The sequence below is a fragment of the Clostridioides sp. ES-S-0049-02 genome, from assembly GCF_020658465.1.
Lineage (GTDB): Bacteria > Bacillota > Clostridia > Peptostreptococcales > Peptostreptococcaceae > Clostridioides.
On record NZ_JACVWG010000001.1, the window covers coordinates 47,866 to 71,556 of the forward strand.

Consider the following 23,691-nt stretch of genomic DNA (forward strand, 5'->3'; position numbering starts at 1 on the left):
ATACAATATTACTTCCTAGAAGTTAAAAATATTGGAGGGATTAGAAATGATAAAATATTGTAAAGAAAAGTGGATAAAAAATAAAACAAGATTACGTGAAGCATTATTATCATCTGATTTAATTAATAATGATAGTTATTGTAGTTATGAAGATTTGGTTAAATTATCAGTAAAATATATTTTGAATGATAATATAGATGAGGATGATGAGTGGGATAGCGACAATATAAGTGAAATAAATGATGGACATTATCAAGGTACTTTATTATATTTAATACCTAAAAAAACATATCAACCTGATGAACGTGAATATCTTATGACATATGTTGGTTATGGAAGTTGTAGTGGATGTGATGTATTAGAATGTATTTTAGATAAATCAGAAGATAAAATAAAAGATTATATGCTTTTATGTAAAGATATAATATCTAATATTATAAAACCATACAATTTCGGATGGAGAGAAGATGATAAATATAATATTGTAAATAATTAGAATTAAATTTAAAGATGAAACTTGCAGGTCGAAAAAAGTTCAGATGCTGGAAGGGCTTTAAGACTTTTAATAGATAAAATGTATGAGTTAGATTCAAATAAGGGTGGAGGTATTAAAAATGATAATAATTAGAAGTCAAGATAGATTAGATTTAATGAGAGTTAATAGAATTGAAGTGAATAGAGAACAAGTATATGCAGTATTTGAAGATGGCGTTAAAAAAATAGGCGAATATGAAAGTAATGAAAGAGCCATGAAAATACTAGACAGAATTCAAAAGTTTGTTGCGGATGGAACTGAGTACGATTATATAACACTTAACAAAATAAGATACAACGCAAATAGAATATTTCAAATGCCAGTTGAATAAGGGGGAGAGGTTATGGCTAAGATTTGGGTGGATGCAGGAGAATATTTGAGTAAAGTAATAGATTTGGAAGACCTATTTGAGCTTAATCTAAGAAAAATAAGACAAGCAAATGAAAGTAAGAAAATAAAATTGAAAATTGATGAATCGAAATTCAAAAAAATAAGAAAAAAACCAACTAACGATACCAAAAGTAAACCTATAAAAGTTTTTAATATTGAAACTGGAGAAGTTAGGATATTCAAAAGTGCAAAGGATGCAAGTAAATACTTAAAGATTAGTGGAGATTATGCTAGTTGTTTAGCTAGAGAAAATAGAGTAACTAGAGAAGGTTGGAAAGCTGAATATATTCAAGAGGTGACAAATGGTGCTAGCAAATGTGGAGCAGGTAATTAAATTGGCTGAAAAGATAATAAAAAAGAGAAAGTGCTCAATCAATAAAGCGATTGATACAGCTATAAAAATATTAAGTAGATATGAGTATGAGGAGATGTTAGAAAAATGAATATCTTAGGTGGATTAATGTTATTAGGGATAGGCATTGTAGTAGGCAGGGTTTATGAGTATAGATTGAATCTAAAAGAGTGTGAAAATTATGATAATAAAAGAGGTGTATAAGAATGGATGATAGATTAGATATTTGTAAAAAAATGTTTCCTATCATTACTAAAAATACTAGATTACTTTGTCATTATTGTGATGGTAGAAATATTTGCAGTTATGATGAAGAAAAAGCTCGTAAATTATTGAGAGATAAAGAGGAGGTTAAGAATGACTAATTTTGAAATGATAAAAAGTTTGGATGAGGATGGAATGGCTGATTTTCTTGGGAGTACTGATTGTGTTTGTGAGTATTGTGCTTATGAAATTGAGACTTGTATCTATAGTTGTTTTGTTGAATGCAAAGAGTGGCTTGATATGGAGGTAGAAGAATAATGTGTGAAGAAGAATATGAACAATTAAAGTGCGAAAGAGAGGATATAATAAAAAAACTTGAGGAGTATAAACAATTAAAGCGTACAGAAGAAAATATAACGAAAAAAATTGAGAAATATGAAGAATTGAAACATAAAAAAGAGCATGCATATAAGCAAAGTCAATTTCTTTATGCAGGAACACATGGAGATGGAGTAATAAAAATAGTTTTTTCTAATTTTACAGAAGGATATACAAATTTTAGCATACATAGCATACATGAAGAAGCGACAGAAGAAGAGTTCGAATTAGCAAGAAGAGCATTGCATGAAGTTCTTTGCAAACTTACAAGTAAATACATGGAAGATATGCAAAATATCTAATTAAAACAGTTTAGAGAGTTGCAAAATTTATCTTAATATAAATTATTGTTTAAGTGTTTTGTAACTCTTAAAAGTGAAAATAGAGAGGGGAATAATATAATGGATTTAAATAAAATTATGAATGATGCACTAGCGGAATTAGAAGAAAGTGGATTTGTAGAGGAAACAGTTAAAAATCAATTAGAAGAAACAATAAAAAGAGTTGTGAATGAGGTTTTTGGAAATTGGGGTGATTTTAGTAAAAAGATTGAAAAACATCTAAGTGAAAATATAAATATAAATTTAGATAAATTAGATATACAAAAATATAATGTGCTTGTAGCAACTGCTATAAAAGAAAAGGTAGATACTACAATGAAAGAGCAAGGTATTGAACATTTAAAAAGAAATTTGGATAACATGCTTGTAGGTATTGAAAAAGAATACAAAATGAGTGAATTGTTAGAAGAATTGAAAGAAGATAAATACAATCTTGATGAATACTCAGGTGATGAAGATTGTATAACATTTATTCTTGAATCAAGTTCTAATTCAGAATGGGCAAGATGGATAGACTTTGATGAGTGTCCTAATATAAGCAGAAATAATTGTGAATATTCTATACTGTTAAGAAACAATGGAACGATTGCATCATTTAGATACCAAAACAGGGAAATATCATCAAAGGATATAATGAACGGATTTGGAAATTTTGGAGATTTGCTATTTAAGATATATGCACATAATTCAAAAATTATCTTAGATTGTGGGAATGATGTAGATGATTATGACTTAACAAATGGCGAGGATTATTAAGGTAAGGTGGGATAAATGTCAAAATATATATTGAGATGGCAAATGGGATTGTTGTTAGAAAACATTAAAATACATTACACATATGGTAGCAAAGAAATGTTAAGACAAAAAGCAGAAGTATTAGCTAAAGATGACAAGATATTATTCATAACAATAGATAAGATAGATGAAGTTATAAAAGATACTAGAAGTCAGAAAATGGCTGAATATTTTGAGAATGAAGGGGTGGAGTTGTGATAATATGTGCAATGGTTAAAACTAATAAAAAAGGTTCGTATACTCATGGTGAAATTAAAGTAGATGATGATGTTTTAAAAGGTATGAGTGATGAAGAAAAGACAGAATATATGAAAAAAATAGCTCAAGAATACATTTGTGAAAATCTCATAGATTGGTACTGGTTTGGAATTGGAGAAAATAATTAAAGGGGTGAAATTATGATAATACACAAATTTATAATACATGTTTTGGATAAGAATAGCGATACACCAATATTAAATGATTTTGAAGGTAGAGTTAGTCAAGATATTGAAGTTTTCTTTCAAAAGAAAATCAACAAAGTATTAAGAGATAATGACATCAGAAAAGCAGTATTTAATGACTATAGTAACAATCTAATTAAGAAATGTTGTGAACAGATAATATATGATGAAAACTTATTTTTAAGTAATTCTAAAGAAATAGCAGCTTATTTATTTGAGATTATGAAAGTGAATGCTACATTAGAATCTTGTGATTTAGCAATATGCTTATATACTGAAAAAGATGGAAAGAGAATTGCTATATTAAAACTTGATTATAACAAGTCGTATACTCATTCTATTGAGTTTGAAGATGATAAATTTAATATACAGATGTCTAAAAATGAAGTTAATATACAAGAGACTAAGACAGTCAAAATTGCTACTTTGATTGGTTTGAGTGGAATGAATGACGAATACCATTTAAGAGTCTTAGACAAGGATGCAGAGAAGGAAGAAACTAATTCTAAGTTTGTTACAGAGTTTTTAAATGCTACTAAAATTAAAGATGATAAGTATAAGACTAAAGTGTTTAAAGGCTTGGTAGATGCTTTTATAGCGAATTTATATAGTGATATGAAGCAGGGCGAAGATGTAAGAAGTATCTTGCTTTACATGCTAAGAGAAAAGCAAAAACTTGATATAAATGAGTTTGCTGACAAGGCAATAAAGGATGATTTAAAAGATAGGTTTAAGGACCATGTAGAAGAAAAGGGAATTGAAAATTTTAATATCGATAAAAAATGGGTTGAGAAAAATCTAAAAAATAGACATATAAAAACAGATACAGGGATTGAGATAAAAGGCAAAATGGATGATTTTGAGGATTTTATGAAATATGGCATTAGACATAATGGGAATGGAACTGTAGATATAATTATTAAAAATGTAAGTTTTTATAATGAAAAGTAGGTGAATAACTTTGAAATACATTGCTAGTTTTAGTGGAGGAAAAGATTCAGCTGCAATGCTACTTCTAATATTAGAAAACAAATTACCTCTTGATGAAATTGTATTTATAGATACAGGGCTAGAGTTTAAAGAAATTTATGACATAATAGATGATTTTGAGAAAAGAATAAAGTTTAAAATAACAAGAATTAAAGCAGAAAAAAACTTTGAAGAATACTTTTATACTGTTAATAAGCGAGGTAAGCGTAAAGGTCAAATATGGGGTTTCCCTTATCTTTTAGGGGCATGGTGTAATAGTAGACTAAAACTTGCTCCTGCTAATAAATATTTCAATTCGGTTGGAGAACATAAAAGGTATATCGGAATTGCGTATGACGAACCTAACCGATATAAAAGACTAGAAAAAAACTGTATAGCACCACTTTATAATGAGAAAATGACTGAAAAAGATTGCTTGAAATACCTGAAAGAAAAAGGGTTCTATTATGAGATTCATCACAGATTCAAACGAACAGGTTGTTACTTATGCCCTAAACAAAGTTTGGAGAGTCTTAGAACTTTAAGAAAATATTACCCTGATTTGTGGGGGGGTATGCTTAAGTTGGATAAAGATAGCCCAACAACTTTCAGAGCTGATGGAACAACAGTACATGACCTAGAAAGGCGATTTAGTAATGAAGATATAGAAAATGAAAGACAAATAAGTTTCTTTAATAAAGGAGTGATTTAGAAATGGATTTACCAGATAATGTTATCGAAATTGATATATTAAGAATTAATAGAAATAATGATAAGAAATGTAAGTGTAAGAATAGAGAATTTATAGTAGATACAGTCAATAAATCTGTTCATTGTTCAGAATGTGGATTTAGAGTAGAACCATATGATGCACTATATGAACTAGCAATGAACTTTGAAAGAGTGAATGGACAAGTAAACACATTATTAAAACAGAGAAAAGAAATAGCCAGTTATAAACCACACTTGATAGTATTTAAAAGACTTGAAAGTAGTTACAGGGGTAAAAAAATGTTACCAGTATGTCCGATTTGTGGAGAAGCATTTTATTTTGAAAATTTAACTTCATGGATTAATAAAGATTTCTATGAAAGAAGAAAAAATAAATAAAATAAATAGTCAAGGTAAGTTTGTGAATGAAGCTAAAAGTTTATAGACTTACTTTGACTTATAAAAGGAGTAATAATTATGAAAGAGTATGTTGTAGAAATACCAATAACAGGTAACTTAGGGATTCATATAAGTGCTGAAAATAAAGAAGAGGCTAGAAAGTTAGCTATTGATAAGTGTTCAATAGATTATATTAAAGAATGGTATACAGTTGATGAAGAAATACAAGTAAGAGAACTAAAATATAAACTTTGAGGGTGATTGTATGATACACGAATTGCAGATAGCTTCTAGTACTTTTAAAGATGTAATTAAGAATAAAAAACAAATTGAAGTAGAGTATACAGCAGATTTTAAAGCAGGAGATACAGTTAGATTACAAGCATTTAAAGATAAAAAATTTACAGGAATTGAAGTAAACAAAGAGGTTGAGTATTTTATTAAATTGGGAAATGGGTATGTGCAATTAGGAATAAAATAGAGGAGGAATTTATATGCAAAATAAAAAAGATGTGTGGCTATATAGTAAAGATAGAGGATATTTTGATAGTGATGAATACGAAAGCAAAGAAGCAGCAATTAAGGGTGCTGTAAAAGATGGGATTACTAAAATAGTTTATGTTGGCAAAAGAGAAGAAGCTTATATTCCTTGCGTAGATGCAGAAAACATACTAGATTATGTTCAAGATAGAATTGATGATGAGTTTGGAGAATTTGGAGAGAGCTGGTCAAGTTATATAAAAGATGAAGACGAAAAAACACTTGATGATAGATTAAATGAAGTATTTGAAAATTGGATAAATGAATTTGGATATAAGCCATATTGGTACATGGTTGTAGATGTAGAAGAAATAGAACTAAATGAGGTCGCAAATGAAGATTAATTTTACAATAGATGGAGAACCAATCGGAAAAGAAAGACCAAGAATGAATACTTATACTAAAAGGACCTATACACCTAATAAAACTAAACATTATGAGGAACTAATAAAATGGCTATATCAATCTAAAGTCAAACATTACTTTGAAGGTTATATAAAAATGACTTTAAGATGCTATTATTCTATAGCTAAAAGTAGTAGTAAAAAGGTTAAAGAGCAGAAAAGAAATAATGTGTTAAGACCTAGTAAAAAACCCGATATTGATAATGTTGTTAAGATTGTGGCTGATGCACTTAATGATATAGCTTATAAGGATGATACACAGATAGTTGAGGTAGTAGCTAGTAAGTATTATAGTGATAAGCCAAGGATTGAAGTTGTATTGGAAGATGTTATTTAACCAATGGAAAAATTCGTTTGTTAGATTAGGTCCTTAGTTTTTCATAAAAATGTGAAAAAGCTAAATAAAGAATATATCAAATGATAAAGGAGAGATAGACTATGAATGAAAACATAAATAAAGAAATAATAGTACTTGGAACTTTAGAAGTTGAGGGAATGAAATTTCATGATATTGAGGGTGGGTTTGGAAAAGGCAAGAAAGCAATGTTAGTAAAGGATATAGCTGAGATACATAATAGAGAACTTAAACATGTAAATGAACTAATTAATAGTAATATAAAGAGATTTAAAACAAATGTAGATATTATAGATTTAAAAGTGAGTCGTTCTGAACGACTAGGTGATTTAAAGGCTAATCCTTCAAAAGGATTAGGTTATGAAGATGTTGGATATAGTAAACAATCTTTTAATCAGTCAAGAAATATTTATTTGTTATCTGAAAGAGGTTATTCAAAACTACTTAAAATACTGGAAGACGATAAGGCTTGGGAGCAATATGAAAAAATAGTTGATGGATATTTCTCCATGAGAAAAGAATTAAATAATCCTCTTTTAAGTGCATCAAAGGAGTTGCAGGCTATATTTATGCTAGATAAGAAACAAGAAGTCTTAGAAACTAAAATAGAGAGTGTTAATGAGAAATTAGAGAACTTTATGGATGATGCTCCACTATTTAATGTTGAATGTGAGAGTATTGTTAAAGAAGTTAAGAGAATAGCAACAAAATCACTTGGAGGACATGGTAGTAGGGCTTATAAAAATAAATCTCTAAGAGGCAAAGTTTATAGTGATATATATCATCAAATTAAACGAGAATTTGGAGTAGAAAGTTACAAGGCTATAAAGCGTTGCCAGTTGGATAAGGTACTGGAAATAGTAGATAATTATAAGTTACCTACAGTTCTTGAAGAAGAAATAAGATTATTAAATAGTCAATTATCAATAGTAAGTTAAAGCAGGAGTAGACTTTTCCTCTTTAAAGGGGGAAATTTCAAATAGTTAATTAAAAAGAAAAAAGGAGTGCTTTCACACTCCACTTGTCAAAAATATAAAGCTTTTATCCAAGATTATTATAACATAAACAGGAGTGTGAAAGTATGGATAATAATATCAATAAAAAAGAACTATTTAAAAAAGTAGAAGGTAGATTACATCATTATAAATTTTTAAATGCAGAGATTAAAAATCTTGAATTGGATATAGAAAGTAGAGAAAATGAAATATTTGGGTGCAAAGCTATTGGTTATGGTGAGAAGGTAAGTCCGACATATGCTTTTAATTCAAATGTGGAAGATGAAGTTATTAAAAAAGAAAGAGATATTGCTAGATTAAAGAAATTAAAAAAAGATAAAGAAATAGAAAAGAAGAAGATAGAAAATGCACTTACATGTTTAGATATAAGAGAAGAACATTTTTTTAAACTGTTTTATGATAGCAGAATGAAAAATAGCATGGTTTATATATCTTTAGAAATGAACTCAGATAGGAAAACGTGTAGATGTGTAAGGGAAAGGTTAGTATATAAAGTTATGGATATGCTTTATCCAAGAATTAAGGAAAATGAGCTACCATTATTTAAAAATTAGAAAATTCCCCAGTTTCTCCCCAAAAGTTCCCACTTTATTCCCTACTTTCTCCCCATTTTGATTAAAAAAGCATGAGATAATAATATTGTGGGAATAAGGTTAAAAATAATATTTAGAGTTTTGTAAGAGAGTAAAAGTTAGTTTTATAGAGTTATTCAATATATATTACCTTGTTATTTTATATAGTTGATATAAATTACTTATATGGAATTAATACTTGATGAAAAAGTTGTAAAATACAAAAATAAGTGATACAATTGTATAAAATAAATAATAAAAAGGAATGATATATTTATATGGAAGAGAGAACTTTGATAGAACAATTAATACAAAAAGATGAAAGAATAAAAATATATAAAATTCTGCACATAGGAAAATCTGCGTTTCAAAGATTTATAGATGAATCAAGAGAATTTGCAAATTCAAAGTCTTTTGTGCCAATTAAGACTAGAGTTTTAAATTGTTTAATTAAAAGACAATTTGAATCAGATGTTTTAGCTGCAAATTTTCCGTTTGGTGTAGAATTTAAAAACATAAATAGAGGTAAAGAAACTGCATTATTTTTAAAAAAAGACAAAGTTAGAATGAATATGAGAAAAACAGATAGGAAAAGAATATTATGTAATGAGACAAAAATTTCAAAGTACATGTTAGCAGAATCAAGTGTAAATTCAAAATATGAAAAACAAATTAAGTTTCTGCTGGAAGATGAAAAGAATATACATATAGGCGAGGATAAACATACTTTTATAATACTAGGATATGGAATTAAAGATAATGAAGTGGTTCATTTAGATTTTATGATACCAGATGAAAATATGAAGTATGATACTAGTTATTACAATGGATTAGAAGAGTACAAAGAAGTGATAAATACTAGCGTTAATGACGAGAATATTGAAAAGTCTATTGTTGAACTTAAGGAGGAAATGAAAAAAATTGTTTTTTTAGATTAGAAAGGCGAGATATTAAAAATGAAAGTTATAAATTTTGATCCAATAAAAGAAAGAAAAATAGTTCCAAGTAAATTAAAACAAGCTAGAATTTCAAGGAATTTATCTTTAGCTCAACTTTCAAAATTAATTGGAGTGTCAAGTCAAACAATATCATTATATGAGAAAGGGAAAATTCAACCTAGTTCATCAGTTTTAATTAAAATTATAGATGAACTTGATTTTCCGATTAATTTCTTTTGCGAAAATGAAGAAATGGATCTAAGTGATGGAACAGTATACTTTAGAAGTAATAAAAATATACCTAAAAAATTAAAAGATGCATGTAAAGTAAGGATTGCATGGATAAATAGCGCATACAAGTTAATTAATTCATATTTTAATTTACCTAAAATTGATATACCTGATTTTGGAGATATATCATTTGATAGTATTGATGATCTTAAAATAGAGGATATAACAATTGAATTAAGAAAACATTGGAGATTAGGAGAAACTCCAATAGAAAATTTAATTGATTTGTTACAACAAAAAGGAATTGTCATAACTAAGTTAGAAATTGGAAATAAAAAAATAGATGCTTTTTCTAAATGGGAAGGTGAAATACCGTATGTTTTTTTAGGAAGTGATAAGGATTCTGCGGTTAGATCAAGATTTGATTTAGCTCATGAACTTGGACATTTGATTCTTCATAAAAATATAGATGAAGAAGATTTAGAAGAAAACATAAATTTGATTGAACATCAAGCTAATTGGTTTGCTGCATCTTTTTTATTACCATTAAGATCTTTGGATAAAGAAGTTTTATCATCTTCAATTGATAACTTTGTATTATTGAAGAAAAGATGGAAAGTTTCTATTTCGGCTATGATAAGAAGATGTAGAGATTGTAATATTCTAACTGAAAATCAAAGTAAGTATTTAAGTTCACAAATGATAAAAAATAGATATTATAAAAGAGAGCCACTAGATGATGTTATCGTGAGTGAAAAGCCATACTTATTTAAACAAGCCTTTGAAATTTTAGTTGAAAACGACATTTTTACAAAAGAATCTTTGTTAGAAGAAATAAAACTAAACAAACAAGAAGCAATATCTTTATATGGTCTAGATAAAGATTTCTTTAATAAAAAAACTGATTTTTTAAAACTAATAAAGTCTTAAAATTAAATATACCAAAATAATTACTAAGAACCCTAGAATAGGGTTCTTTTTTTGAAAAAGCGCAAAATCAATTTTGTTTTTATGATTATGAACAGACTAGGCAGGGCATGAGGATGCTGTTAGTTCAATTCTAACTATGTTCAATCTTTAGTTTTTCTATTTCAATTAATCTATGGATACACTAAAAATAGTATATGAATTGAGATTAAAATCTCATACAGTTTTGTATCTTAATTCAGAGGTCTAAAAATCGGGTGGGGCTTGGTAACCTCACTCACCATGCAGGTGCTGGTGTTTAATCTAGGTTCAATTCCTAGAACTTGCGACATAATAATATACATCCCCCACTAAAAAAGGCTTAGATTAACTTCTAGGTCTTTTTTAATACAAAAATTTAATGAATTTCAGATGTCGGTAACTCCGACATCTGAAAAGACTTAGATTAATTTCTAGGTTTTTTTATACAATTTTAATCCCTCATATTGAGGGGGCGAAAATAAGGGTGTTCAATTTGAGCACCCTTTATTAATAACTAATTTAGGAGGTAGTAGTATGTTGAAAATTTTACAAGAGAAAAATGTAAGGATGATATGGTCAAAAGATGGTAGTGAAGTTTGGTTTCACGCTGGAGATGTAGGAGAGGAATTAGGAGTAATTCAAATTAACTCTACTCTAAGAAACATAAATAGTAAATATAAAAAGAAGATTACTAATGAATTTTTAAAAGTGCATGATATGCACTATTCAAACTTTAAAGAGTTATATAGAACTGGTGAAATATTTATAAAACCTCATGCAGTGTACAACATAGCTTTTAGGAGTAATAAGCCAGAAGCAAAGTTATTTACAGAATGGGCTACAGAGGTTATAGACCAAATTAGAATACGTGGTTATTATATTGCTACAGAAAAAGACCAAGAATGGCTGGAGATAAGAACAGAAGGTAAAAAGATTAGAAAAGATTTTACAGATGAAATACAAGAGTTTGTTTATTATGCTACTGGTCAAGGAAGTAATAAACCTCAGATGTATTATAAACATTTTACTGAACTTGTAAGAAAAAAATTAGGTATACCAAAGGGTGTAAAAAGAGATGAGTTAAATCAAAGTGAACTGTTTGATATACAAGCACTTGAAAGAATTATATCTATGAAGTTACCTAAGTTAATAGATAAAGATATGAATTATAAAGAAGTATATAAAAAGATTAAGGAATTAATAGAAATGATTTAAATGACTATCTTGAGGGATGGTCTTTTTTAATTCCCAAAACGACAAACAAATGAGGTGGTGATGTGCAAGATGTCAAAGAAAATGTAAAACAAGATTACCTAAAAGGTATGAAACAAAAGGAAATATCAGCAAAGTATGACATTAGTTTAAACACCTTAAAGTCATGGATTAAGAGATACAATTGGGCTAGTGAGAAAAATAAGAGTGCACCTAAAAATAAAAGGGGTGCACCCATAGGTAATAAAAATGCCACTGGCCCACCTGGAAATAAAAACGCTGAAAAGTTTGGTTTCTTCTCAAAATACTTACCTGAAGAAACTCAAGACCTAATTAACGAGATAAAGAATAAAGATAAATTTGATATTCTTTGGGAACAGATAACAATTCAATATGCAGCAATAATAAGAGCACAAAAGATAATGTATGTTAAAGATAAAGAGGAAATGATTAAGGAAGTCAAAAAGTCTAAAGTTAAAACTAGTGATAGAAAAACAGAGAAGACATCTACTAATTCACAGGAAGAAGAGTATGAATGGGAATTTCAATTTGCATGGGATAGGCAAGCATCTTTTCTTAATGCACAGAGTAGGGCTATGAGTGAGTTAAGGAGTTTAATTAAGCAGTATGATGAAATGATTCATAAGGATTGGAATTTGGCTACAGAAGAGCAGAAAATTAGAGTTGAGAAGTTGAAATGTGAGGTTGATAACCTGAATAAAGATGATACAGATAAAGAGATAACTGTAAAAGTTATGAAAGCGAGTGGAGAAAATGGAAAGTAAATTTATATCAAATGACCACTTTTATGATTTTATATTCAATTGGGATTACAAATTTTATTTTCTTGTTGGAGGATATGGAAGTTCAAAGAGTTATCATGTAGCAACTAAATTAATTATTAAGCTTCTTGAAGAAAAAAGAAAAGCTTTAGTGGTAAGAGAAGTATATGACACAATGAGAGATAGTTGTTTTTCTCTATTAGAAGAAGTTGCAGAAAGTATGGGTTTAGGAGATATATTATCATTTAAAACAAGCCCTATGAGAGTTATATTTCCAAATGGGAGTAAGATAATTTTTAAAGGCATGGATAATCCAGCCAAATTAAAATCAATAAATGGTGTATCTATAATATGGTTGGAAGAATGTTCAGAAGTCAAATACACTGGTTTTAAAGAACTCTTAGGACGTTTGAGACATCCTAGTTTATCTAATCATATAATTTGTTCAACTAATCCAATTGGCGAAGATAACTGGACCTATAAACATTTCTTTAGAGATGAAGAAAAAGACAGGTTTGTATTAGATGATACTGTGTTATATAAAAATAGAATAGTAATAAAAAATAATACATATTATCATCATTCAGTTGCAGATGATAATTTTTTTCTGCCAAAAAGCTATATAGAGCAACTTGATGAAATGAAAGAATATGACTACGATTTATACAGAATAGCAAGAAAAGGAAGATTTGGTATAAATGGAACTAAGGTATTACCACAGTTTGAAGTTATGGAGCATCAAGAAGTTATAAATAAAATATCTAACATACCACAAAGGTATTATAAAGTTGGATTCGATTTTGGATTTGAAAAATCATACAATGCACTTTTAAGATTAGCTATAGACCATGAAAACAAATATTTGTATATTTATTGGGAGTACTATAAGAATCAAACTACAGATGATGTGACTGTTAAAGATATTAAAGAGTTTAAAGATACTCAAGAACTAATAAAAGCTGATGCTGCTGAACCTAAAACTATAAAATATTTTAGACAACAAGGTTTTAATATATTTGGTGCTAAGAAATATGCTGGAAGTAGACTACAAAATACTAAGAAGGTTAAGAGACTTAAAAAGATTTATTGTTCAAGTGAGTGTAAACATACAATAAAAGAGTTAAAGAACCTAACATACGCTACAGATAAAAATGGAAACTTAATATATGATGAATTTAATATAGACCCTCATACATTTAGTGCTATATGGTATGCACTTGATGGCTATGAAGTGTCAGATATTAAGGAGTTAAAATATAATAATGATATTTACAATAAAGGTTTAGGATTGAAGAAAAATAATATACCAAATCAGTATAACAAGAAGGGAGGGGCTGTATTTTAGTGAGTATAAAAAATATCTTGCTTAATTTGGATGAAAAAGAATTAAAAGATAGAAAACACGCAGAAAGAGATTTCTTGTTTTATTTAGGTGAATGTAGAAATAAAACAATGGGATTATTAGATGATGATTTTCTAGGTCAAAGTTGGATTACTTTTGATAATTTAGACTATACACCTTCTCAGATTATAGATAATAAGGTAAAACCACTTATAAATAAACAAGCTCGTTTTATGTTTGGAAAAGAACCAACTATAATACTTAAAGCATATGAAAAAGAACATAAAGAAGCATGTGAGGAATTAAGGCAATATATTGATTCAATATTAAATGCCAGCAAGTTTTGGAGCAACACACTAAAAGCTTTTAAGATAGCAACTATAACAAAAAGAGTTTTGTTAAGGTTAGAAGCTGAACCAAATCAACCTATAAGGCTATTTTATCATTCTATAGATGATTTTAAATATCAAGTTGATAGTAATGACATTACAAAATTAAAATCTGTTATATTTGTTAGATTTGATGCTTTAACTATAAAAGAAGTAACAGTGAACCAAATATGGTATAGATATACTTATTACATGAAAGAAAGTAGTGTTAATAACCAAGAAAGTTGTTTTTTAAGAGTAGAAAAATTTAAAGGTGATAATTTATCTAAGCCTATTGAAGTAAAAGAAAGTGATACCAAGCTTTCTAAAATACCATGTTGGATAATTGTTAATGAACAAAGTATTACAAATATCACAGGCATTAGTGATATTGAGGATTTAAAGCCATTACAAGATACTTATAATAAAAGATTATCAGATTTTAATGACTCTTTAAAATTTCTAATGTTTGGGCAAACTGTTGTAGTAGATGCGACAGAAGAAACAGTTAATGCTTGTAAGATTGCTCCAAATGCTTTAATGGCATTAAAAACACTTGAAGAAGGTTCAGAAAAAGGAAAACAGGCACAAGCATATAGAGTTGAGAGTAGTTTTTCAAATGCAGACCCAGTCGACTCCTTTTTTAAAAGACTTGAGGATAGTATGTACGAAAAACTTGCAATTCCTAGACCAGAGCAATTACAGAATATACCTAGTGCCAAAGCTTTGAAATATTTATATACGGAACTTATTGCAAGGTGTTCGGAAAAGTGGAATGATTGGGAACCTGCAATAAGAAGTATGTTAAGACTAATCGTTGAAGCATGTAGTAAATTTAATTGCTATGATGATTGGAATCATGATTGGGATGATTTAATGTTTTCTATTGTATTAAATAAAAATTATCCTATTCCAGAAGATGAAGAAGATTCGAAGAGATTAGCACTTGAAGAAGTGAACAATAATGTTAGAAGCCATAGAAATTATATAAAAGAATTTGGTGGTGATGAAGATTATGAGGAAGCATTTAATGAAGTATTGGAAGATAATGAAAAGATACAATCAGTAGAGCAAGACCAGTTCAGAAAAGATGCAGAAATAGAAATTGATGATATTGATGAAGAATTAAATAGTAAATCTAATAATAGTGATGAGTAATGAGGTGTTGTTATGAAGGACAATACTTATACAAAGAAAGTTCTTGAAGCTAGAAAAAAACTTTTATTATTAGATAAAAAAGTACAATTAGAGATATTAAATGTATATAAAGATGCCAGTAAAATCATTTTAAATGACATTGCTAAGAATAAAGAATTAAATCTAAGTACCAAATACCTAAAAAAGCTAAATAAATCAATCGAGAAGTACATTAACGAGTTAAATCAAAGATTAGTACCTATTACAGAAAAAAGTGTGATAGAAGCTTCTAATATAGCTAAAGAATTACAAATGTATTACTATCAATCAATAGTTCCAAATACAGCTATGAACCTTGCATGTGATGCTATGTGTATAAAGACAACTACTGGCGTGGTTGAAAAACTAGTTACAGGTAACTTTTATAAAGATAAAAGGTTATTAGATAGTAGAATTTGGGGCTATAGTAATAAAAATAGAAAAGACATTGATAGATTAATAAAAGTTAATGTTGCTAGAGGTGCTAATGCAAAGACCTTAGCAAAGAGTTTAGATAATTATGTTAATCCAGTTAGAAAAACAGAGGCTAAAACATTAGAAGTTGGAATGAATAAAAGTATATCTTATCAAGTTCAAAGACTTGCTAGAACCTCTATAACACATGCTTTTGTAGAAACGAGTGTTCAAAATGCAATAAATAATCCATTTTGCATTGGTCTACAATGGAACCTAAGCTCTCAACATTATATTAGACAAGTAAAGTGGAGGGGAGAGGATGAATGTGACGAGTATGCAGAGCAAAATAGATATGGATTAGGTGAGGGAGTTTTCCCACCCGAAAAGTATCCTATTCCACACCCTAATTGTTTATGTTATCCTACTCAAGTAGTAGTGCCAATAAATGAAGCTTCTAAAATGATGAACGATTGGGTAACTGGTGGAGACAATGATATTCTTGATAGTTGGTTTGATGGAATAACACATCAAAATAATAGTGCTCCAATCATTAAGAAACAAAGAAATAAAAAGAATTGATACAAAAATAAAGTAAGCACTTATTAATTAAATGTTAATGAGTGCTTTTATTATGTTTAATTATAAGGAGGGCATAAAGTATGGAATTAGAAGAAGAAAGAATAAAATCAGTAGTAAGAGAATCTAAAGAAATAAATTGTTTACAAGGAAAATTAAATAATGAAAAGAAAGAAAAAAATGTTTTAAGGAAAGAGTTAGAGTTATATAAATTGAAATCTCTTTGTAATCCAGTAGTAGATTTTTTAAGAGAAAATTATAATTCTCATTATACATTAATAATAAGTGAAAATATAATAAAACTTGTTTCAGATGAAATATCAATACCTAATATGTTTGATTTAAATCTTGTAACAAATGAAGTAGTAAAAAATTTACAAAAATCATTAAAGGAGGGAATTGAATGTTAGAGTATTTTAAAAAGTTACTTGGAGATGAAGAAGGACAAAAAGTTTATGAAAAATTATCTAAAGATAAAGAAAATAAGCTTCTTTTAGATAATATTAAAAACTCTAAGTATGTTGAAAAGACAGAGTTAGAAAATGCTAATAAAGAGATTAAAGAGTATAAAAAGCAAATAGGGGATAGAGATAAGCAATTAAATGACTTGCAAGGCAAAGTTAAAGACAACAAAGAGCTATCAGATGAAATTGAAAGTCTTAAAAATGCAAATAAAGAAATTAAAGAAAATGCAGAAAAAGAAATTGAGGTTTTAAAATTCAATACAGCTCTTGAAAGAGCTATTGAAAGTTATAATCCTAAAAATACAAAAGCTTTATCAGCATTAATAAATAAGGAAAATATCAACTTTGTAGATGGCAAAATCATTGGATTAGATGAACAAATAAAAGCTTATCAACAAAGTGATTCTTATTTATTTAATAATGAAAAAAATAAAGGAGATGATGAAAATGTAGGAACTGGAGGACTAGAAGGAGGAACAACATCATTACTTGATAATGACAGCGAAATAAGTAGTATAGGTGAGTTGCTAGCTAACTCTAAAGTAAAAAGCGAAAATATAGAAGCTCAAAAGAAATTTTTTGGAGAAGAATAGGAGGAAAATATATGAGTATAGAAAAATCTGAGATTTACATGGGGGAAAATAAAACCATATTAAAATTTGCAGGAAATTTATTTCAAAATGTAAATATTAAAGTGAAAAAAACTGATGTAGCTGTAGTAGATGGAAAAAGAATTTTAAAAGCAGGTACATTAATATCAAAAGATGGAAAATTAGTAGATGGTACAACTGTTACAAATGATAAAGCTTTTGGTCTAGTATATAGAAATATAGATTTTACTCATTCAAATGGTAATGAAAGTATTCCAGTACTAATATTTGGATTTGTTGATGAAAAGACCTTACCATCAGTTATACCAGAAGAAGCAAAACAAGCAATTAAAATGATTATGTTTTTATAAAATAAATATTAGGAGGAATTAAAATGGATTGGAAAGACTTTATAGACTCTAAGGAGATAGCTAAATATATAAAAAAGTTGCCACTAGAAATGTTAATAGGCGAATCTTTGTTTCCAAGAAAAAAGCAAATAGGTATGGACCTAAAATATATTAAGGGAGCGAAGAAAAAACCAGTAGTGTTAAAACAAAGTACCTTTGATGTTGCTGTAAAAATAAGAGCATTAAAAGCTCAAATAGAAGTTAAATCAAAGAGAATGCCATTTTTTAAAGAGAGTGTTCTTGTAAATGAAGAAGATAGACAACAGTTACTTTTAGCTTCTAAAGCTCAAAACAAAGAGCTATTATTAATGATAATTTCACAAATATATGATAATTATTTAGCCCTTGTAGATGGCGGCGATATGCAAATGGAAAGAATGAGAATGCAAGCTCTAGCTGATGGAGTAATAAATATAGTATCAGAAGATGGAGATTTAGTATTTGACTTTGAAGTTCCAAGTAATCATAAAGAAGTGTTAACTGGAAGTGCAACATGGGATAATCCAGATGCAGATATTATAGGAGATATTCAAAGATGGATGAGAATAATGAGAGATGAAGGGAAGCCGTTACCTAAGCGAATGGTAATGACAAGTAAAACCTTTGGGTATTTTGCTAAAAACAAAGCTATTAAATTGGATATAGACAAAGATGGTAGAGTTATCTTAACTGATGAAATGATTAAAAATTATCTTAAAAATAAAGTTGGTTTATCTGTTGCCATAGTAAGTGGAACATATAAATTAGAAGATGAAAGTGAGGAATCTTATTTCCCTGATAACAAAATAACTTTTATTCCAGACGGAGATTTAGGAAAAACTTATTATGGCACAACACCAGAAGAAGCTGACAAAGTATATGGTTCTAAATTAGATTGTTCTGTTGTTAGAACTGGTATTGCTATAACAACAATGAGATTAATTGACCCAGTAACAGTTCAAACTAAGGTATCACAATTAGGTATGCCAAGCTTTGAACGTGCTGATGAATGTTTCTTTGCTACAGTAGCATAATTAAGGGGTGATAATTATGGCTAAAAAGAAAGATAATTTGCAAGTAAAAGCTTTGGTTTACTTAAAATATGATAATGACTGTTATAAAATAGATGATGTGTTTGAGATTAGAAAAATTGACCAAGAACTCATGGAAGAAAAGGGCTATATAGAAGTAATAGGAGAAGCTGAGGAAAAGAATAATAATGAGATTCTCAACAAAGATGGTGAGTAGACATGGCTATTAACAATTTAGATAAATTAAAACTCAATTTACAAGAAGAAGAGTATCCATACTTTACAGATGAACAATTACAGTTACTTCTTGAATCTAATGATAATAATATCCTAAAAGCTTCATGGAGAGGTTGTTTACTCAAAGGTTCTACAGATGATTGTATTAAAATAGGTCCTATAGAAACTAAAAGTAGTAATAGTTCATACTGGTTGTCATTAGCAGATATATATAAAACTGATTATTTAGAAGAAAAATCAAAGAATGAAACAACTAACACAGGATATAAAACATCTATGACAAGAGTTGATGGACAATGAGAAAATTAAGAGCTGATAAGATAATAAAGACTATCAATAGAGGGATAGCTTTAAATCCTCAAACAATAACTATAGAACAAGAAATTAAAAAAATAGTGGATGGAGCTATTGAGATTACAGATGAAGTAAAAGAACTAACAGTAGTTATATATCCCGAGAAAACTAATGATACAGTAATAAATAGTGAAACTATTGGTACAGCATATAGAAATAAGAACTTTGGTATGGTTGCAGATAAAGAAGCTGATTTAAGATTGAATACTGAAAATGATATAACATTTAAATGTATTGAAGGTACTATGAAATTAAATTATGTAAATCCTATTGTAGTTGAAGAAAAGATTTGTGGATATGTATGTGGTCTTGAAAAGTTAGATTAGAGGTGGTTTAGTATGAGTGTGTTTACTAAGGCTATAAATGAAATTGATAGGAAAAAGGCTACAATGCCACTTTTGTGTATGAATATAGCTTTTATGCTAGAAGGAGAAGCCAAAAATAGTGCAAAATGGACTGACAGGACAGGAAATGCAAGACAAGGTATAACAGGAACTAGTCTAGGTGGAGGAAATCAATACATTGTCCGTCTAGGTCATGGTGTTGACTATGGAAATGTTTTAGAGGAAGGTTCAGCACCTCATGTTATAAAACCAAGAAGTGCAAAAGCTTTATTTTGGAATGGAGCTTCACATCCTGTAAAACAAGTACAACATCCTGGCACTAAAGGGACACATTCTTTAGAGTCTACAGTTAGCAAGAATATATCTAAAATAGGTAAATTAGTAGAAGGACATTGGAGTAAATAATATGAGAGCAGGAATAAGAAAAGCCTTAATTGATAACATACCAAGATTAAAAGATTGCTATGAACCAACTGTAGCAAACAAAAAGACTATAAAACCATATGCTGTAATTGTTCAAGGCGAAGATTCTGACAGCGAGGGCGAGGTTATAGGTTTTAGAAGAAACATAAATATTTGGTTATATGAGAAAAGAACCACATTTAATAAACTAGATGAACTTACAAAAGAAGTTATAGAAACTTTAGATTTTAAAACTATAACAGATGATACTACTAACGAGGTATTTACATGTATTTATGAGGGTGCAATTGGTCAAGATGTTATAGACGAAGAATGGGAAGCTATAATAAGGTGTCTGAGGTTTAGCATAATAGCTTTAGATGATAAAGAAGATATAACTAATGATAGATGGGTTGAAGCTCTATCTAAGTACACAAAAGATTTATTAGAAATCGAGAGTTACAAGGACAATTGGAAGAAAAATTTTATAGCACCATGTTGTTTGTGGCGAACTACAAATGTTGAAAACAAAAGGATTAACTATCATCTGATTGAGATTACTAAAACTATGAAATGTCACGTGGTAAGTAAAAATAAAGATGAAATAGTTAAGCTTCTTGAAGAATTAGAGACTAAGCTAATAATAGATAAGAGAGTAAGACTTAGAGAAGATAAAAACATGTATTTAACTATTGTTAGCGTAGTTGAGGATAGAGAATCAGACATGTTTACTACAGGACAATTAACAGTCATATTTAAAATGATAGGTAAGATAAAAAGAGAAGGACCTATTATGAATGAAATTTATAATAGTGGAAATTTAAGATAGGAGGTGCAAGGATTGGCTGAAACAAATAATAAAAAGATTAATGTAAGTAAGCAGGAAGAAAAATATTCAAAAGAAGATTTCTTAAAAAATAGTGAAGCACTTGGCTACAAGAAAGAAGTAGTTGCAGGTGCTTTATTTAATTGTAAGAAAGAAGAACTTACAAAAGTAGAGTTTGAGAAATTAATAAAAGATTTCTTAGAAAGAGAGGTGAAGTAAAAATGGCAACAGGAACATGGAATGAAAAAGAAAAAAAAGAAATACCTGGCTTTTATAATCGCTTTAAAACACAAGCAGAAAAGTCTACAAACACAGGTTTAAAGGGTAGATTAGCAATGCCAGTTAAAGCTAATTGGGGAGATGTAGGTAAGGTAATAACAATAAAAAATGATTTGAGACAACTTAAAACTTTACTTGGTGATGATATTAACTATTCAGCTTACAAGTTAGGAAAACTAGCTTTACTAGGGAATGTAAAAGAACTGTTACTATATAGGCTCGTAGATGGAAAACAAAAAAATGGTACATTAATACTTAAAGATACTACAGAGAATAGTGCAAAAGATGTAATTAAGCTAGAAACTAAGTATCCAACAGCTAGAAACTTTAATGTAACAATAAAATCTAATTTAGTTGATGCAGATAAAAAGGATTTTATTTTCTTTGAAGGAACTAAGCAATTATTTAGTTCAAGTGTCAAAGGTACTATAGATGAAATAGTGCTAGAAATAAACTCTAATTTAGATAATGAGTATGTAATTGCAACTAAAGTAGCTGATAGTGATACAACATTAGCAAACTTAGTGAATGTAGCACTTGAGGGTGGAAATGATGGTTGCACATCTATAACAAATGAGTCTTATTTAAAAGCATTGGAAGAATTTGAAAGATATAGCTTTGATGGCTTTACACTTGATGGTGTAGCTGAGGAAGCTTTGCAGGAAACTACAAAAGCTTGGGTAGCTAAAAATAAGGAGCTAGGAAAAGATATATTATTATTTCTAGGGGGAAAAACAGAGGATAATATAAAACAAATTAATGATAAATCAAAAAGTTTTAATGATGAAAATATAATTAACACTGGAAGCTCAGCTTATTATGAAAATGTAAAATATACACCTAGCGAAGTAGCTGTTTATATAGGAGCATTAGCAGTAAGCAAAGGCATAACAGGTAGTATATGTAATGCTAAGACTATATTTGAAGAAGTAGAACCAAGACTAAGCCAATCAGAAGTTAAAGAGTGTTTAAAGAGTGGTACTTTAGTTTTAGATTTTGATGATGGAGACGTAATAGTTGTTGATGATGTAAATACATTTAAAAAGTATGTAGATGATAAGAATGAAGCTATGGGATATATCTCTAATATTATGTTTATTAACACTATAAATAAAGATACTTCATTGAAAAGAAAAGAGTTTGTAGGTAAGATATTCAACGATTCAACAGGGCAGACAACTGTTATATGTGCATTAAAGAAATATTTTGAAGAATTAATGTCACAAGGTATTATATCAGAATTCAATGTTGATATAGATACAGAACTTCAAGCAACTGCCAAAGCAGATGAATTTTACTGGAAATGGGATGCGATTAAGGTTGATGTGATGAAAAAAATATATGGTACTGGTTATTTAGGATAAAGGAGGTTATAGATTATGTACAATGATGATTATATAGAAGAAGCCAGTTTTCTGAATGGTTCTGATGTAGTTATACTTATTGATGGTGTAGAAGAACTATACATGGAAGAAATAAAAGCTGATTTTGAGCAAGATGAGCAAAGTATCAAACTGTTAGGTTGTCAAAATGAAATATCAAGAGTTGGGACTACTAAGGGTTCATTCTCCTTAAATGGATATAAGACAGATTCAAGATTTGCAAAATTAGGATTTAGGTCTTTTGAAATAATATATAAATTATCTAATCCTGAGACATTAGGATATGAAAGTATTAGATTAAAGAACTGTAGATTGAAAAAATTACCTCTTATAAATTCTAAAGCTGGTGAGATTGTAAAAATAGAAGTAGAGGGAAGTTTTAGAGGATATGATTTGTTAAATGAACTTTAAAACAAAATAGTGTTGTACTTTAAAGCTATAAACAATTAACTTTGTTTGTAGCTTTTTAAAATTAAAAATATTGGAGGAATAGTATGTCAGAGATGTATAAAAGAGAGTTAGAAAATGAGGAAATAGAAAAAGAAGATTATGATTTAGATGAAGAAATAGAAGAAACGAATGAAGATAGGTTGAAGATGAAAGAGGATGAAATAATAGCAAAACTATTGGAGGATTCACCAGTACCCGAAAGAACTGTGTTTTTAGAAAGATTAGGAATACCAATCACATTGAAAGCATTAACAGAAAAAGAGATTAGTAAAATAAGAAAAGATTGCACTAAAATTGTAAAAGTCCAAGGGCGAAGAGAAGAAAAATTAAATGATGATGAGTTTAATCTAGCATTGATAGAAAAAGGGACTGTGAAACCTAACTTTTCTAATCAAAAATTACTTGATGCTATGAAAGTAACAAATGCTAGAGAATTTATAAAAAGAAAATTCCTAGCAGGAGAATTGAGTAAAATAAGTGACCAAATATTAGAATTATCCGGTTTTTATGATGAAATAAGTGACGATGATATAAAAAACTAATAAAAAT

The 23,691-nt window shown here is 28.6% G+C and carries 38 protein-coding genes; all 38 read left to right on the forward strand.

Annotated features, from left to right (window positions below):
- Positions 1-46: 46 nt before the first annotated feature.
- The 38 genes from IC213_RS00245 (at position 47) to IC213_RS00430 (ending at position 23,684) form a co-directional block, all read left to right on the forward strand.
- Positions 47-496 (forward strand): hypothetical protein, encoded by a 450-nt coding sequence (locus tag IC213_RS00245; RefSeq protein ID WP_227483516.1) that lies wholly within the window; start codon positions 47-49, stop codon positions 494-496.
- Positions 497-614: 118 nt separating this feature from the next.
- Positions 615-866 carry a hypothetical protein gene (locus IC213_RS00250; protein ID WP_227862580.1) on the forward strand — a complete coding sequence of 84 codons (252 nt, stop codon included), beginning with the start codon at positions 615-617 and terminating at the stop codon, positions 864-866.
- 12 nt (positions 867-878) lie between these two features.
- Complete coding sequence (locus IC213_RS00255) at positions 879-1,259, forward strand: NUMOD1 domain-containing DNA-binding protein (protein ID WP_227862581.1); 381 nt, start codon at positions 879-881, stop codon at positions 1,257-1,259.
- 224 nt (positions 1,260-1,483) lie between these two features.
- The gene (locus IC213_RS00260) at positions 1,484-1,642 is read left to right on the forward strand and encodes a hypothetical protein (RefSeq protein WP_227862582.1); all 159 of its coding nucleotides are present in this window, start codon (positions 1,484-1,486) and stop codon (positions 1,640-1,642) included.
- A complete protein-coding gene (locus tag IC213_RS00265) occupies positions 1,635-1,799 on the forward strand; it encodes a hypothetical protein (RefSeq protein ID WP_227862583.1) in 165 nt (54 codons plus the stop codon). Before IC213_RS00260 ends, IC213_RS00265 begins: the two co-directional genes overlap by 8 nt.
- On the forward strand, positions 1,799-2,161 hold the full coding sequence (locus IC213_RS00270) for a hypothetical protein (protein ID WP_227862584.1): 363 nt from the start codon (positions 1,799-1,801) through the stop codon (positions 2,159-2,161). The genes IC213_RS00265 and IC213_RS00270 overlap by 1 nt, the downstream gene beginning before the upstream one ends.
- Before the next feature lie 99 nt (positions 2,162-2,260).
- Positions 2,261-2,956, forward strand: coding sequence for a hypothetical protein (locus IC213_RS00275; protein WP_227862585.1), 696 nt, complete (start codon positions 2,261-2,263; stop codon positions 2,954-2,956).
- A gap of 15 nt (positions 2,957-2,971) precedes the next feature.
- Positions 2,972-3,193, forward strand: a complete 222-nt coding sequence (locus tag IC213_RS00280) for a hypothetical protein (protein ID WP_227862586.1) — start codon at positions 2,972-2,974, stop codon at positions 3,191-3,193.
- The gene (locus IC213_RS00285) at positions 3,190-3,381 is read left to right on the forward strand and encodes a hypothetical protein (protein WP_227482699.1); all 192 of its coding nucleotides are present in this window, start codon (positions 3,190-3,192) and stop codon (positions 3,379-3,381) included. The genes IC213_RS00280 and IC213_RS00285 overlap by 4 nt, the downstream gene beginning before the upstream one ends.
- A 12-nt stretch (positions 3,382-3,393) precedes the next feature.
- The gene (locus IC213_RS00290; protein WP_227862587.1) at positions 3,394-4,389 is read left to right on the forward strand and encodes a nucleoid-associated protein; all 996 of its coding nucleotides are present in this window, start codon (positions 3,394-3,396) and stop codon (positions 4,387-4,389) included.
- Between the two features lie 10 nt (positions 4,390-4,399).
- The gene (locus tag IC213_RS00295; protein WP_227862588.1) at positions 4,400-5,119 is read left to right on the forward strand and encodes a phosphoadenosine phosphosulfate reductase family protein; all 720 of its coding nucleotides are present in this window, start codon (positions 4,400-4,402) and stop codon (positions 5,117-5,119) included.
- A 2-nt stretch (positions 5,120-5,121) separates the two neighbouring features.
- On the forward strand, positions 5,122-5,517 hold the full coding sequence (locus IC213_RS00300) for a hypothetical protein (protein ID WP_070441455.1): 396 nt from the start codon (positions 5,122-5,124) through the stop codon (positions 5,515-5,517).
- Between the two features lie 78 nt (positions 5,518-5,595).
- Positions 5,596-5,772, forward strand: a complete 177-nt coding sequence (locus IC213_RS00305) for a hypothetical protein (protein WP_219674177.1) — start codon at positions 5,596-5,598, stop codon at positions 5,770-5,772.
- Positions 5,773-5,782: 10 nt separating this feature from the next.
- Positions 5,783-5,998 (forward strand): DUF3850 domain-containing protein, encoded by a 216-nt coding sequence (locus IC213_RS00310; RefSeq protein ID WP_227862589.1) that lies wholly within the window; start codon positions 5,783-5,785, stop codon positions 5,996-5,998.
- A 13-nt stretch (positions 5,999-6,011) separates the two neighbouring features.
- Positions 6,012-6,401: a hypothetical protein gene (locus tag IC213_RS00315; RefSeq protein ID WP_227862590.1), complete on the forward strand. Its 390-nt coding sequence runs from the start codon at positions 6,012-6,014 to the stop codon at positions 6,399-6,401.
- Positions 6,391-6,798 carry a RusA family crossover junction endodeoxyribonuclease gene (locus tag IC213_RS00320; protein WP_227862591.1) on the forward strand — a complete coding sequence of 136 codons (408 nt, stop codon included), beginning with the start codon at positions 6,391-6,393 and terminating at the stop codon, positions 6,796-6,798. Before IC213_RS00315 ends, IC213_RS00320 begins: the two co-directional genes overlap by 11 nt.
- Before the next feature lie 101 nt (positions 6,799-6,899).
- Positions 6,900-7,754, forward strand: coding sequence for an ORF6C domain-containing protein (locus IC213_RS00325; RefSeq protein WP_227862592.1), 855 nt, complete (start codon positions 6,900-6,902; stop codon positions 7,752-7,754).
- 143 nt (positions 7,755-7,897) lie between these two features.
- Entirely contained in the window at positions 7,898-8,386 is a 489-nt protein-coding gene (locus IC213_RS00330) for a hypothetical protein (RefSeq protein WP_227862593.1), read from the forward strand.
- Between the two features lie 296 nt (positions 8,387-8,682).
- Positions 8,683-9,342, forward strand: coding sequence for a hypothetical protein (locus IC213_RS00335; RefSeq protein WP_227862594.1), 660 nt, complete (start codon positions 8,683-8,685; stop codon positions 9,340-9,342).
- 18 nt (positions 9,343-9,360) lie between these two features.
- Positions 9,361-10,503: an XRE family transcriptional regulator gene (locus tag IC213_RS00340; RefSeq protein WP_227862595.1), complete on the forward strand. Its 1,143-nt coding sequence runs from the start codon at positions 9,361-9,363 to the stop codon at positions 10,501-10,503.
- Between the two features lie 552 nt (positions 10,504-11,055).
- Complete coding sequence (locus IC213_RS00345) at positions 11,056-11,736, forward strand: BRO family protein (protein ID WP_227862596.1); 681 nt, start codon at positions 11,056-11,058, stop codon at positions 11,734-11,736.
- A gap of 62 nt (positions 11,737-11,798) precedes the next feature.
- Positions 11,799-12,518 (forward strand): phage terminase small subunit, encoded by a 720-nt coding sequence (gene terS, locus IC213_RS00350; protein WP_227862597.1) that lies wholly within the window; start codon positions 11,799-11,801, stop codon positions 12,516-12,518.
- Positions 12,508-13,860, forward strand: a complete 1,353-nt coding sequence (locus tag IC213_RS00355; protein ID WP_227862598.1) for a PBSX family phage terminase large subunit — start codon at positions 12,508-12,510, stop codon at positions 13,858-13,860. The genes terS and IC213_RS00355 overlap by 11 nt, the downstream gene beginning before the upstream one ends.
- Positions 13,860-15,383 (forward strand): phage portal protein, encoded by a 1,524-nt coding sequence (locus tag IC213_RS00360; protein ID WP_227862599.1) that lies wholly within the window; start codon positions 13,860-13,862, stop codon positions 15,381-15,383. Before IC213_RS00355 ends, IC213_RS00360 begins: the two co-directional genes overlap by 1 nt.
- Before the next feature lie 12 nt (positions 15,384-15,395).
- Complete coding sequence (locus tag IC213_RS00365; protein ID WP_227862600.1) at positions 15,396-16,397, forward strand: hypothetical protein; 1,002 nt, start codon at positions 15,396-15,398, stop codon at positions 16,395-16,397.
- An 80-nt stretch (positions 16,398-16,477) separates the two neighbouring features.
- Complete coding sequence (locus tag IC213_RS00370) at positions 16,478-16,804, forward strand: hypothetical protein (RefSeq protein WP_227862601.1); 327 nt, start codon at positions 16,478-16,480, stop codon at positions 16,802-16,804.
- On the forward strand, positions 16,798-17,451 hold the full coding sequence (locus IC213_RS00375) for a phage scaffolding protein (protein WP_227856100.1): 654 nt from the start codon (positions 16,798-16,800) through the stop codon (positions 17,449-17,451). The genes IC213_RS00370 and IC213_RS00375 overlap by 7 nt, the downstream gene beginning before the upstream one ends.
- Before the next feature lie 11 nt (positions 17,452-17,462).
- Entirely contained in the window at positions 17,463-17,819 is a 357-nt protein-coding gene (locus tag IC213_RS00380; protein WP_227856099.1) for a hypothetical protein, read from the forward strand.
- A 23-nt stretch (positions 17,820-17,842) separates the two neighbouring features.
- A complete protein-coding gene (locus IC213_RS00385; protein ID WP_095915392.1) occupies positions 17,843-18,871 on the forward strand; it encodes a major capsid protein in 1,029 nt (342 codons plus the stop codon).
- A 16-nt stretch (positions 18,872-18,887) separates the two neighbouring features.
- The gene (locus IC213_RS00390; RefSeq protein ID WP_227856097.1) at positions 18,888-19,085 is read left to right on the forward strand and encodes a hypothetical protein; all 198 of its coding nucleotides are present in this window, start codon (positions 18,888-18,890) and stop codon (positions 19,083-19,085) included.
- Positions 19,086-19,087: 2 nt separating this feature from the next.
- The gene (locus tag IC213_RS00395; RefSeq protein ID WP_227856096.1) at positions 19,088-19,405 is read left to right on the forward strand and encodes a hypothetical protein; all 318 of its coding nucleotides are present in this window, start codon (positions 19,088-19,090) and stop codon (positions 19,403-19,405) included.
- Positions 19,402-19,785 (forward strand): hypothetical protein, encoded by a 384-nt coding sequence (locus IC213_RS00400; RefSeq protein ID WP_227856095.1) that lies wholly within the window; start codon positions 19,402-19,404, stop codon positions 19,783-19,785. Before IC213_RS00395 ends, IC213_RS00400 begins: the two co-directional genes overlap by 4 nt.
- A 12-nt stretch (positions 19,786-19,797) precedes the next feature.
- On the forward strand, positions 19,798-20,208 hold the full coding sequence (locus IC213_RS00405) for a hypothetical protein (RefSeq protein WP_227856094.1): 411 nt from the start codon (positions 19,798-19,800) through the stop codon (positions 20,206-20,208).
- 1 nt (position 20,209) lies between these two features.
- The gene (locus tag IC213_RS00410; protein ID WP_227856093.1) at positions 20,210-21,034 is read left to right on the forward strand and encodes a hypothetical protein; all 825 of its coding nucleotides are present in this window, start codon (positions 20,210-20,212) and stop codon (positions 21,032-21,034) included.
- Between the two features lie 3 nt (positions 21,035-21,037).
- Entirely contained in the window at positions 21,038-21,250 is a 213-nt protein-coding gene (locus IC213_RS00415; RefSeq protein ID WP_227862602.1) for a hypothetical protein, read from the forward strand.
- A gap of 2 nt (positions 21,251-21,252) precedes the next feature.
- Entirely contained in the window at positions 21,253-22,674 is a 1,422-nt protein-coding gene (locus tag IC213_RS00420; RefSeq protein ID WP_227862603.1) for a phage tail sheath subtilisin-like domain-containing protein, read from the forward strand.
- Positions 22,675-22,689: 15 nt separating this feature from the next.
- The gene (locus IC213_RS00425; RefSeq protein WP_227483866.1) at positions 22,690-23,103 is read left to right on the forward strand and encodes a phage tail tube protein; all 414 of its coding nucleotides are present in this window, start codon (positions 22,690-22,692) and stop codon (positions 23,101-23,103) included.
- Between the two features lie 83 nt (positions 23,104-23,186).
- Entirely contained in the window at positions 23,187-23,684 is a 498-nt protein-coding gene (locus IC213_RS00430) for a phage tail assembly chaperone (RefSeq protein WP_227483867.1), read from the forward strand.
- Positions 23,685-23,691: the final 7 nt, after the last annotated feature.

What these genes read in the sequence shown, in the direction of transcription:
- IC213_RS00420 (WP_227862603.1), top strand. Translation starts at nt 21,253, where the DNA reads ATGGCAACAGGAACATGGAATGAAAAAGAAAAAAAAGAAATACCTGGC.
- IC213_RS00385 (WP_095915392.1), top strand. Translation starts at nt 17,843, where the DNA reads ATGGATTGGAAAGACTTTATAGACTCTAAGGAGATAGCTAAATATATA.
- IC213_RS00265 (WP_227862583.1), top strand. Translation starts at nt 1,635, where the DNA reads ATGACTAATTTTGAAATGATAAAAAGTTTGGATGAGGATGGAATGGCT.
- IC213_RS00405 (WP_227856094.1), top strand. Translation starts at nt 19,798, where the DNA reads ATGAGTGTGTTTACTAAGGCTATAAATGAAATTGATAGGAAAAAGGCT.
- IC213_RS00380 (WP_227856099.1), top strand. Translation starts at nt 17,463, where the DNA reads ATGAGTATAGAAAAATCTGAGATTTACATGGGGGAAAATAAAACCATA.
- IC213_RS00345 (WP_227862596.1), top strand. Translation starts at nt 11,056, where the DNA reads ATGTTGAAAATTTTACAAGAGAAAAATGTAAGGATGATATGGTCAAAA.
- IC213_RS00255 (WP_227862581.1), top strand. Translation starts at nt 879, where the DNA reads ATGGCTAAGATTTGGGTGGATGCAGGAGAATATTTGAGTAAAGTAATA.
- IC213_RS00305 (WP_219674177.1), top strand. Translation starts at nt 5,596, where the DNA reads ATGAAAGAGTATGTTGTAGAAATACCAATAACAGGTAACTTAGGGATT.
- IC213_RS00320 (WP_227862591.1), top strand. Translation starts at nt 6,391, where the DNA reads ATGAAGATTAATTTTACAATAGATGGAGAACCAATCGGAAAAGAAAGA.
- IC213_RS00280 (WP_227862586.1), top strand. Translation starts at nt 2,972, where the DNA reads ATGTCAAAATATATATTGAGATGGCAAATGGGATTGTTGTTAGAAAAC.
- IC213_RS00315 (WP_227862590.1), top strand. Translation starts at nt 6,012, where the DNA reads ATGCAAAATAAAAAAGATGTGTGGCTATATAGTAAAGATAGAGGATAT.
- IC213_RS00275 (WP_227862585.1), top strand. Translation starts at nt 2,261, where the DNA reads ATGGATTTAAATAAAATTATGAATGATGCACTAGCGGAATTAGAAGAA.
- IC213_RS00390 (WP_227856097.1), top strand. Translation starts at nt 18,888, where the DNA reads ATGGCTAAAAAGAAAGATAATTTGCAAGTAAAAGCTTTGGTTTACTTA.
- IC213_RS00410 (WP_227856093.1), top strand. Translation starts at nt 20,210, where the DNA reads ATGAGAGCAGGAATAAGAAAAGCCTTAATTGATAACATACCAAGATTA.
- IC213_RS00425 (WP_227483866.1), top strand. Translation starts at nt 22,690, where the DNA reads ATGTACAATGATGATTATATAGAAGAAGCCAGTTTTCTGAATGGTTCT.
- IC213_RS00355 (WP_227862598.1), top strand. Translation starts at nt 12,508, where the DNA reads ATGGAAAGTAAATTTATATCAAATGACCACTTTTATGATTTTATATTC.
- IC213_RS00365 (WP_227862600.1), top strand. Translation starts at nt 15,396, where the DNA reads ATGAAGGACAATACTTATACAAAGAAAGTTCTTGAAGCTAGAAAAAAA.
- IC213_RS00430 (WP_227483867.1), top strand. Translation starts at nt 23,187, where the DNA reads ATGTCAGAGATGTATAAAAGAGAGTTAGAAAATGAGGAAATAGAAAAA.
- IC213_RS00310 (WP_227862589.1), top strand. Translation starts at nt 5,783, where the DNA reads ATGATACACGAATTGCAGATAGCTTCTAGTACTTTTAAAGATGTAATT.
- IC213_RS00375 (WP_227856100.1), top strand. Translation starts at nt 16,798, where the DNA reads ATGTTAGAGTATTTTAAAAAGTTACTTGGAGATGAAGAAGGACAAAAA.
- IC213_RS00245 (WP_227483516.1), top strand. Translation starts at nt 47, where the DNA reads ATGATAAAATATTGTAAAGAAAAGTGGATAAAAAATAAAACAAGATTA.
- IC213_RS00340 (WP_227862595.1), top strand. Translation starts at nt 9,361, where the DNA reads ATGAAAGTTATAAATTTTGATCCAATAAAAGAAAGAAAAATAGTTCCA.
- IC213_RS00395 (WP_227856096.1), top strand. Translation starts at nt 19,088, where the DNA reads ATGGCTATTAACAATTTAGATAAATTAAAACTCAATTTACAAGAAGAA.
- IC213_RS00260 (WP_227862582.1), top strand. Translation starts at nt 1,484, where the DNA reads ATGGATGATAGATTAGATATTTGTAAAAAAATGTTTCCTATCATTACT.
- IC213_RS00300 (WP_070441455.1), top strand. Translation starts at nt 5,122, where the DNA reads ATGGATTTACCAGATAATGTTATCGAAATTGATATATTAAGAATTAAT.
- IC213_RS00270 (WP_227862584.1), top strand. Translation starts at nt 1,799, where the DNA reads ATGTGTGAAGAAGAATATGAACAATTAAAGTGCGAAAGAGAGGATATA.
- IC213_RS00370 (WP_227862601.1), top strand. Translation starts at nt 16,478, where the DNA reads ATGGAATTAGAAGAAGAAAGAATAAAATCAGTAGTAAGAGAATCTAAA.
- IC213_RS00290 (WP_227862587.1), top strand. Translation starts at nt 3,394, where the DNA reads ATGATAATACACAAATTTATAATACATGTTTTGGATAAGAATAGCGAT.
- IC213_RS00335 (WP_227862594.1), top strand. Translation starts at nt 8,683, where the DNA reads ATGGAAGAGAGAACTTTGATAGAACAATTAATACAAAAAGATGAAAGA.
- IC213_RS00250 (WP_227862580.1), top strand. Translation starts at nt 615, where the DNA reads ATGATAATAATTAGAAGTCAAGATAGATTAGATTTAATGAGAGTTAAT.
- IC213_RS00330 (WP_227862593.1), top strand. Translation starts at nt 7,898, where the DNA reads ATGGATAATAATATCAATAAAAAAGAACTATTTAAAAAAGTAGAAGGT.
- IC213_RS00325 (WP_227862592.1), top strand. Translation starts at nt 6,900, where the DNA reads ATGAATGAAAACATAAATAAAGAAATAATAGTACTTGGAACTTTAGAA.
- IC213_RS00400 (WP_227856095.1), top strand. Translation starts at nt 19,402, where the DNA reads ATGAGAAAATTAAGAGCTGATAAGATAATAAAGACTATCAATAGAGGG.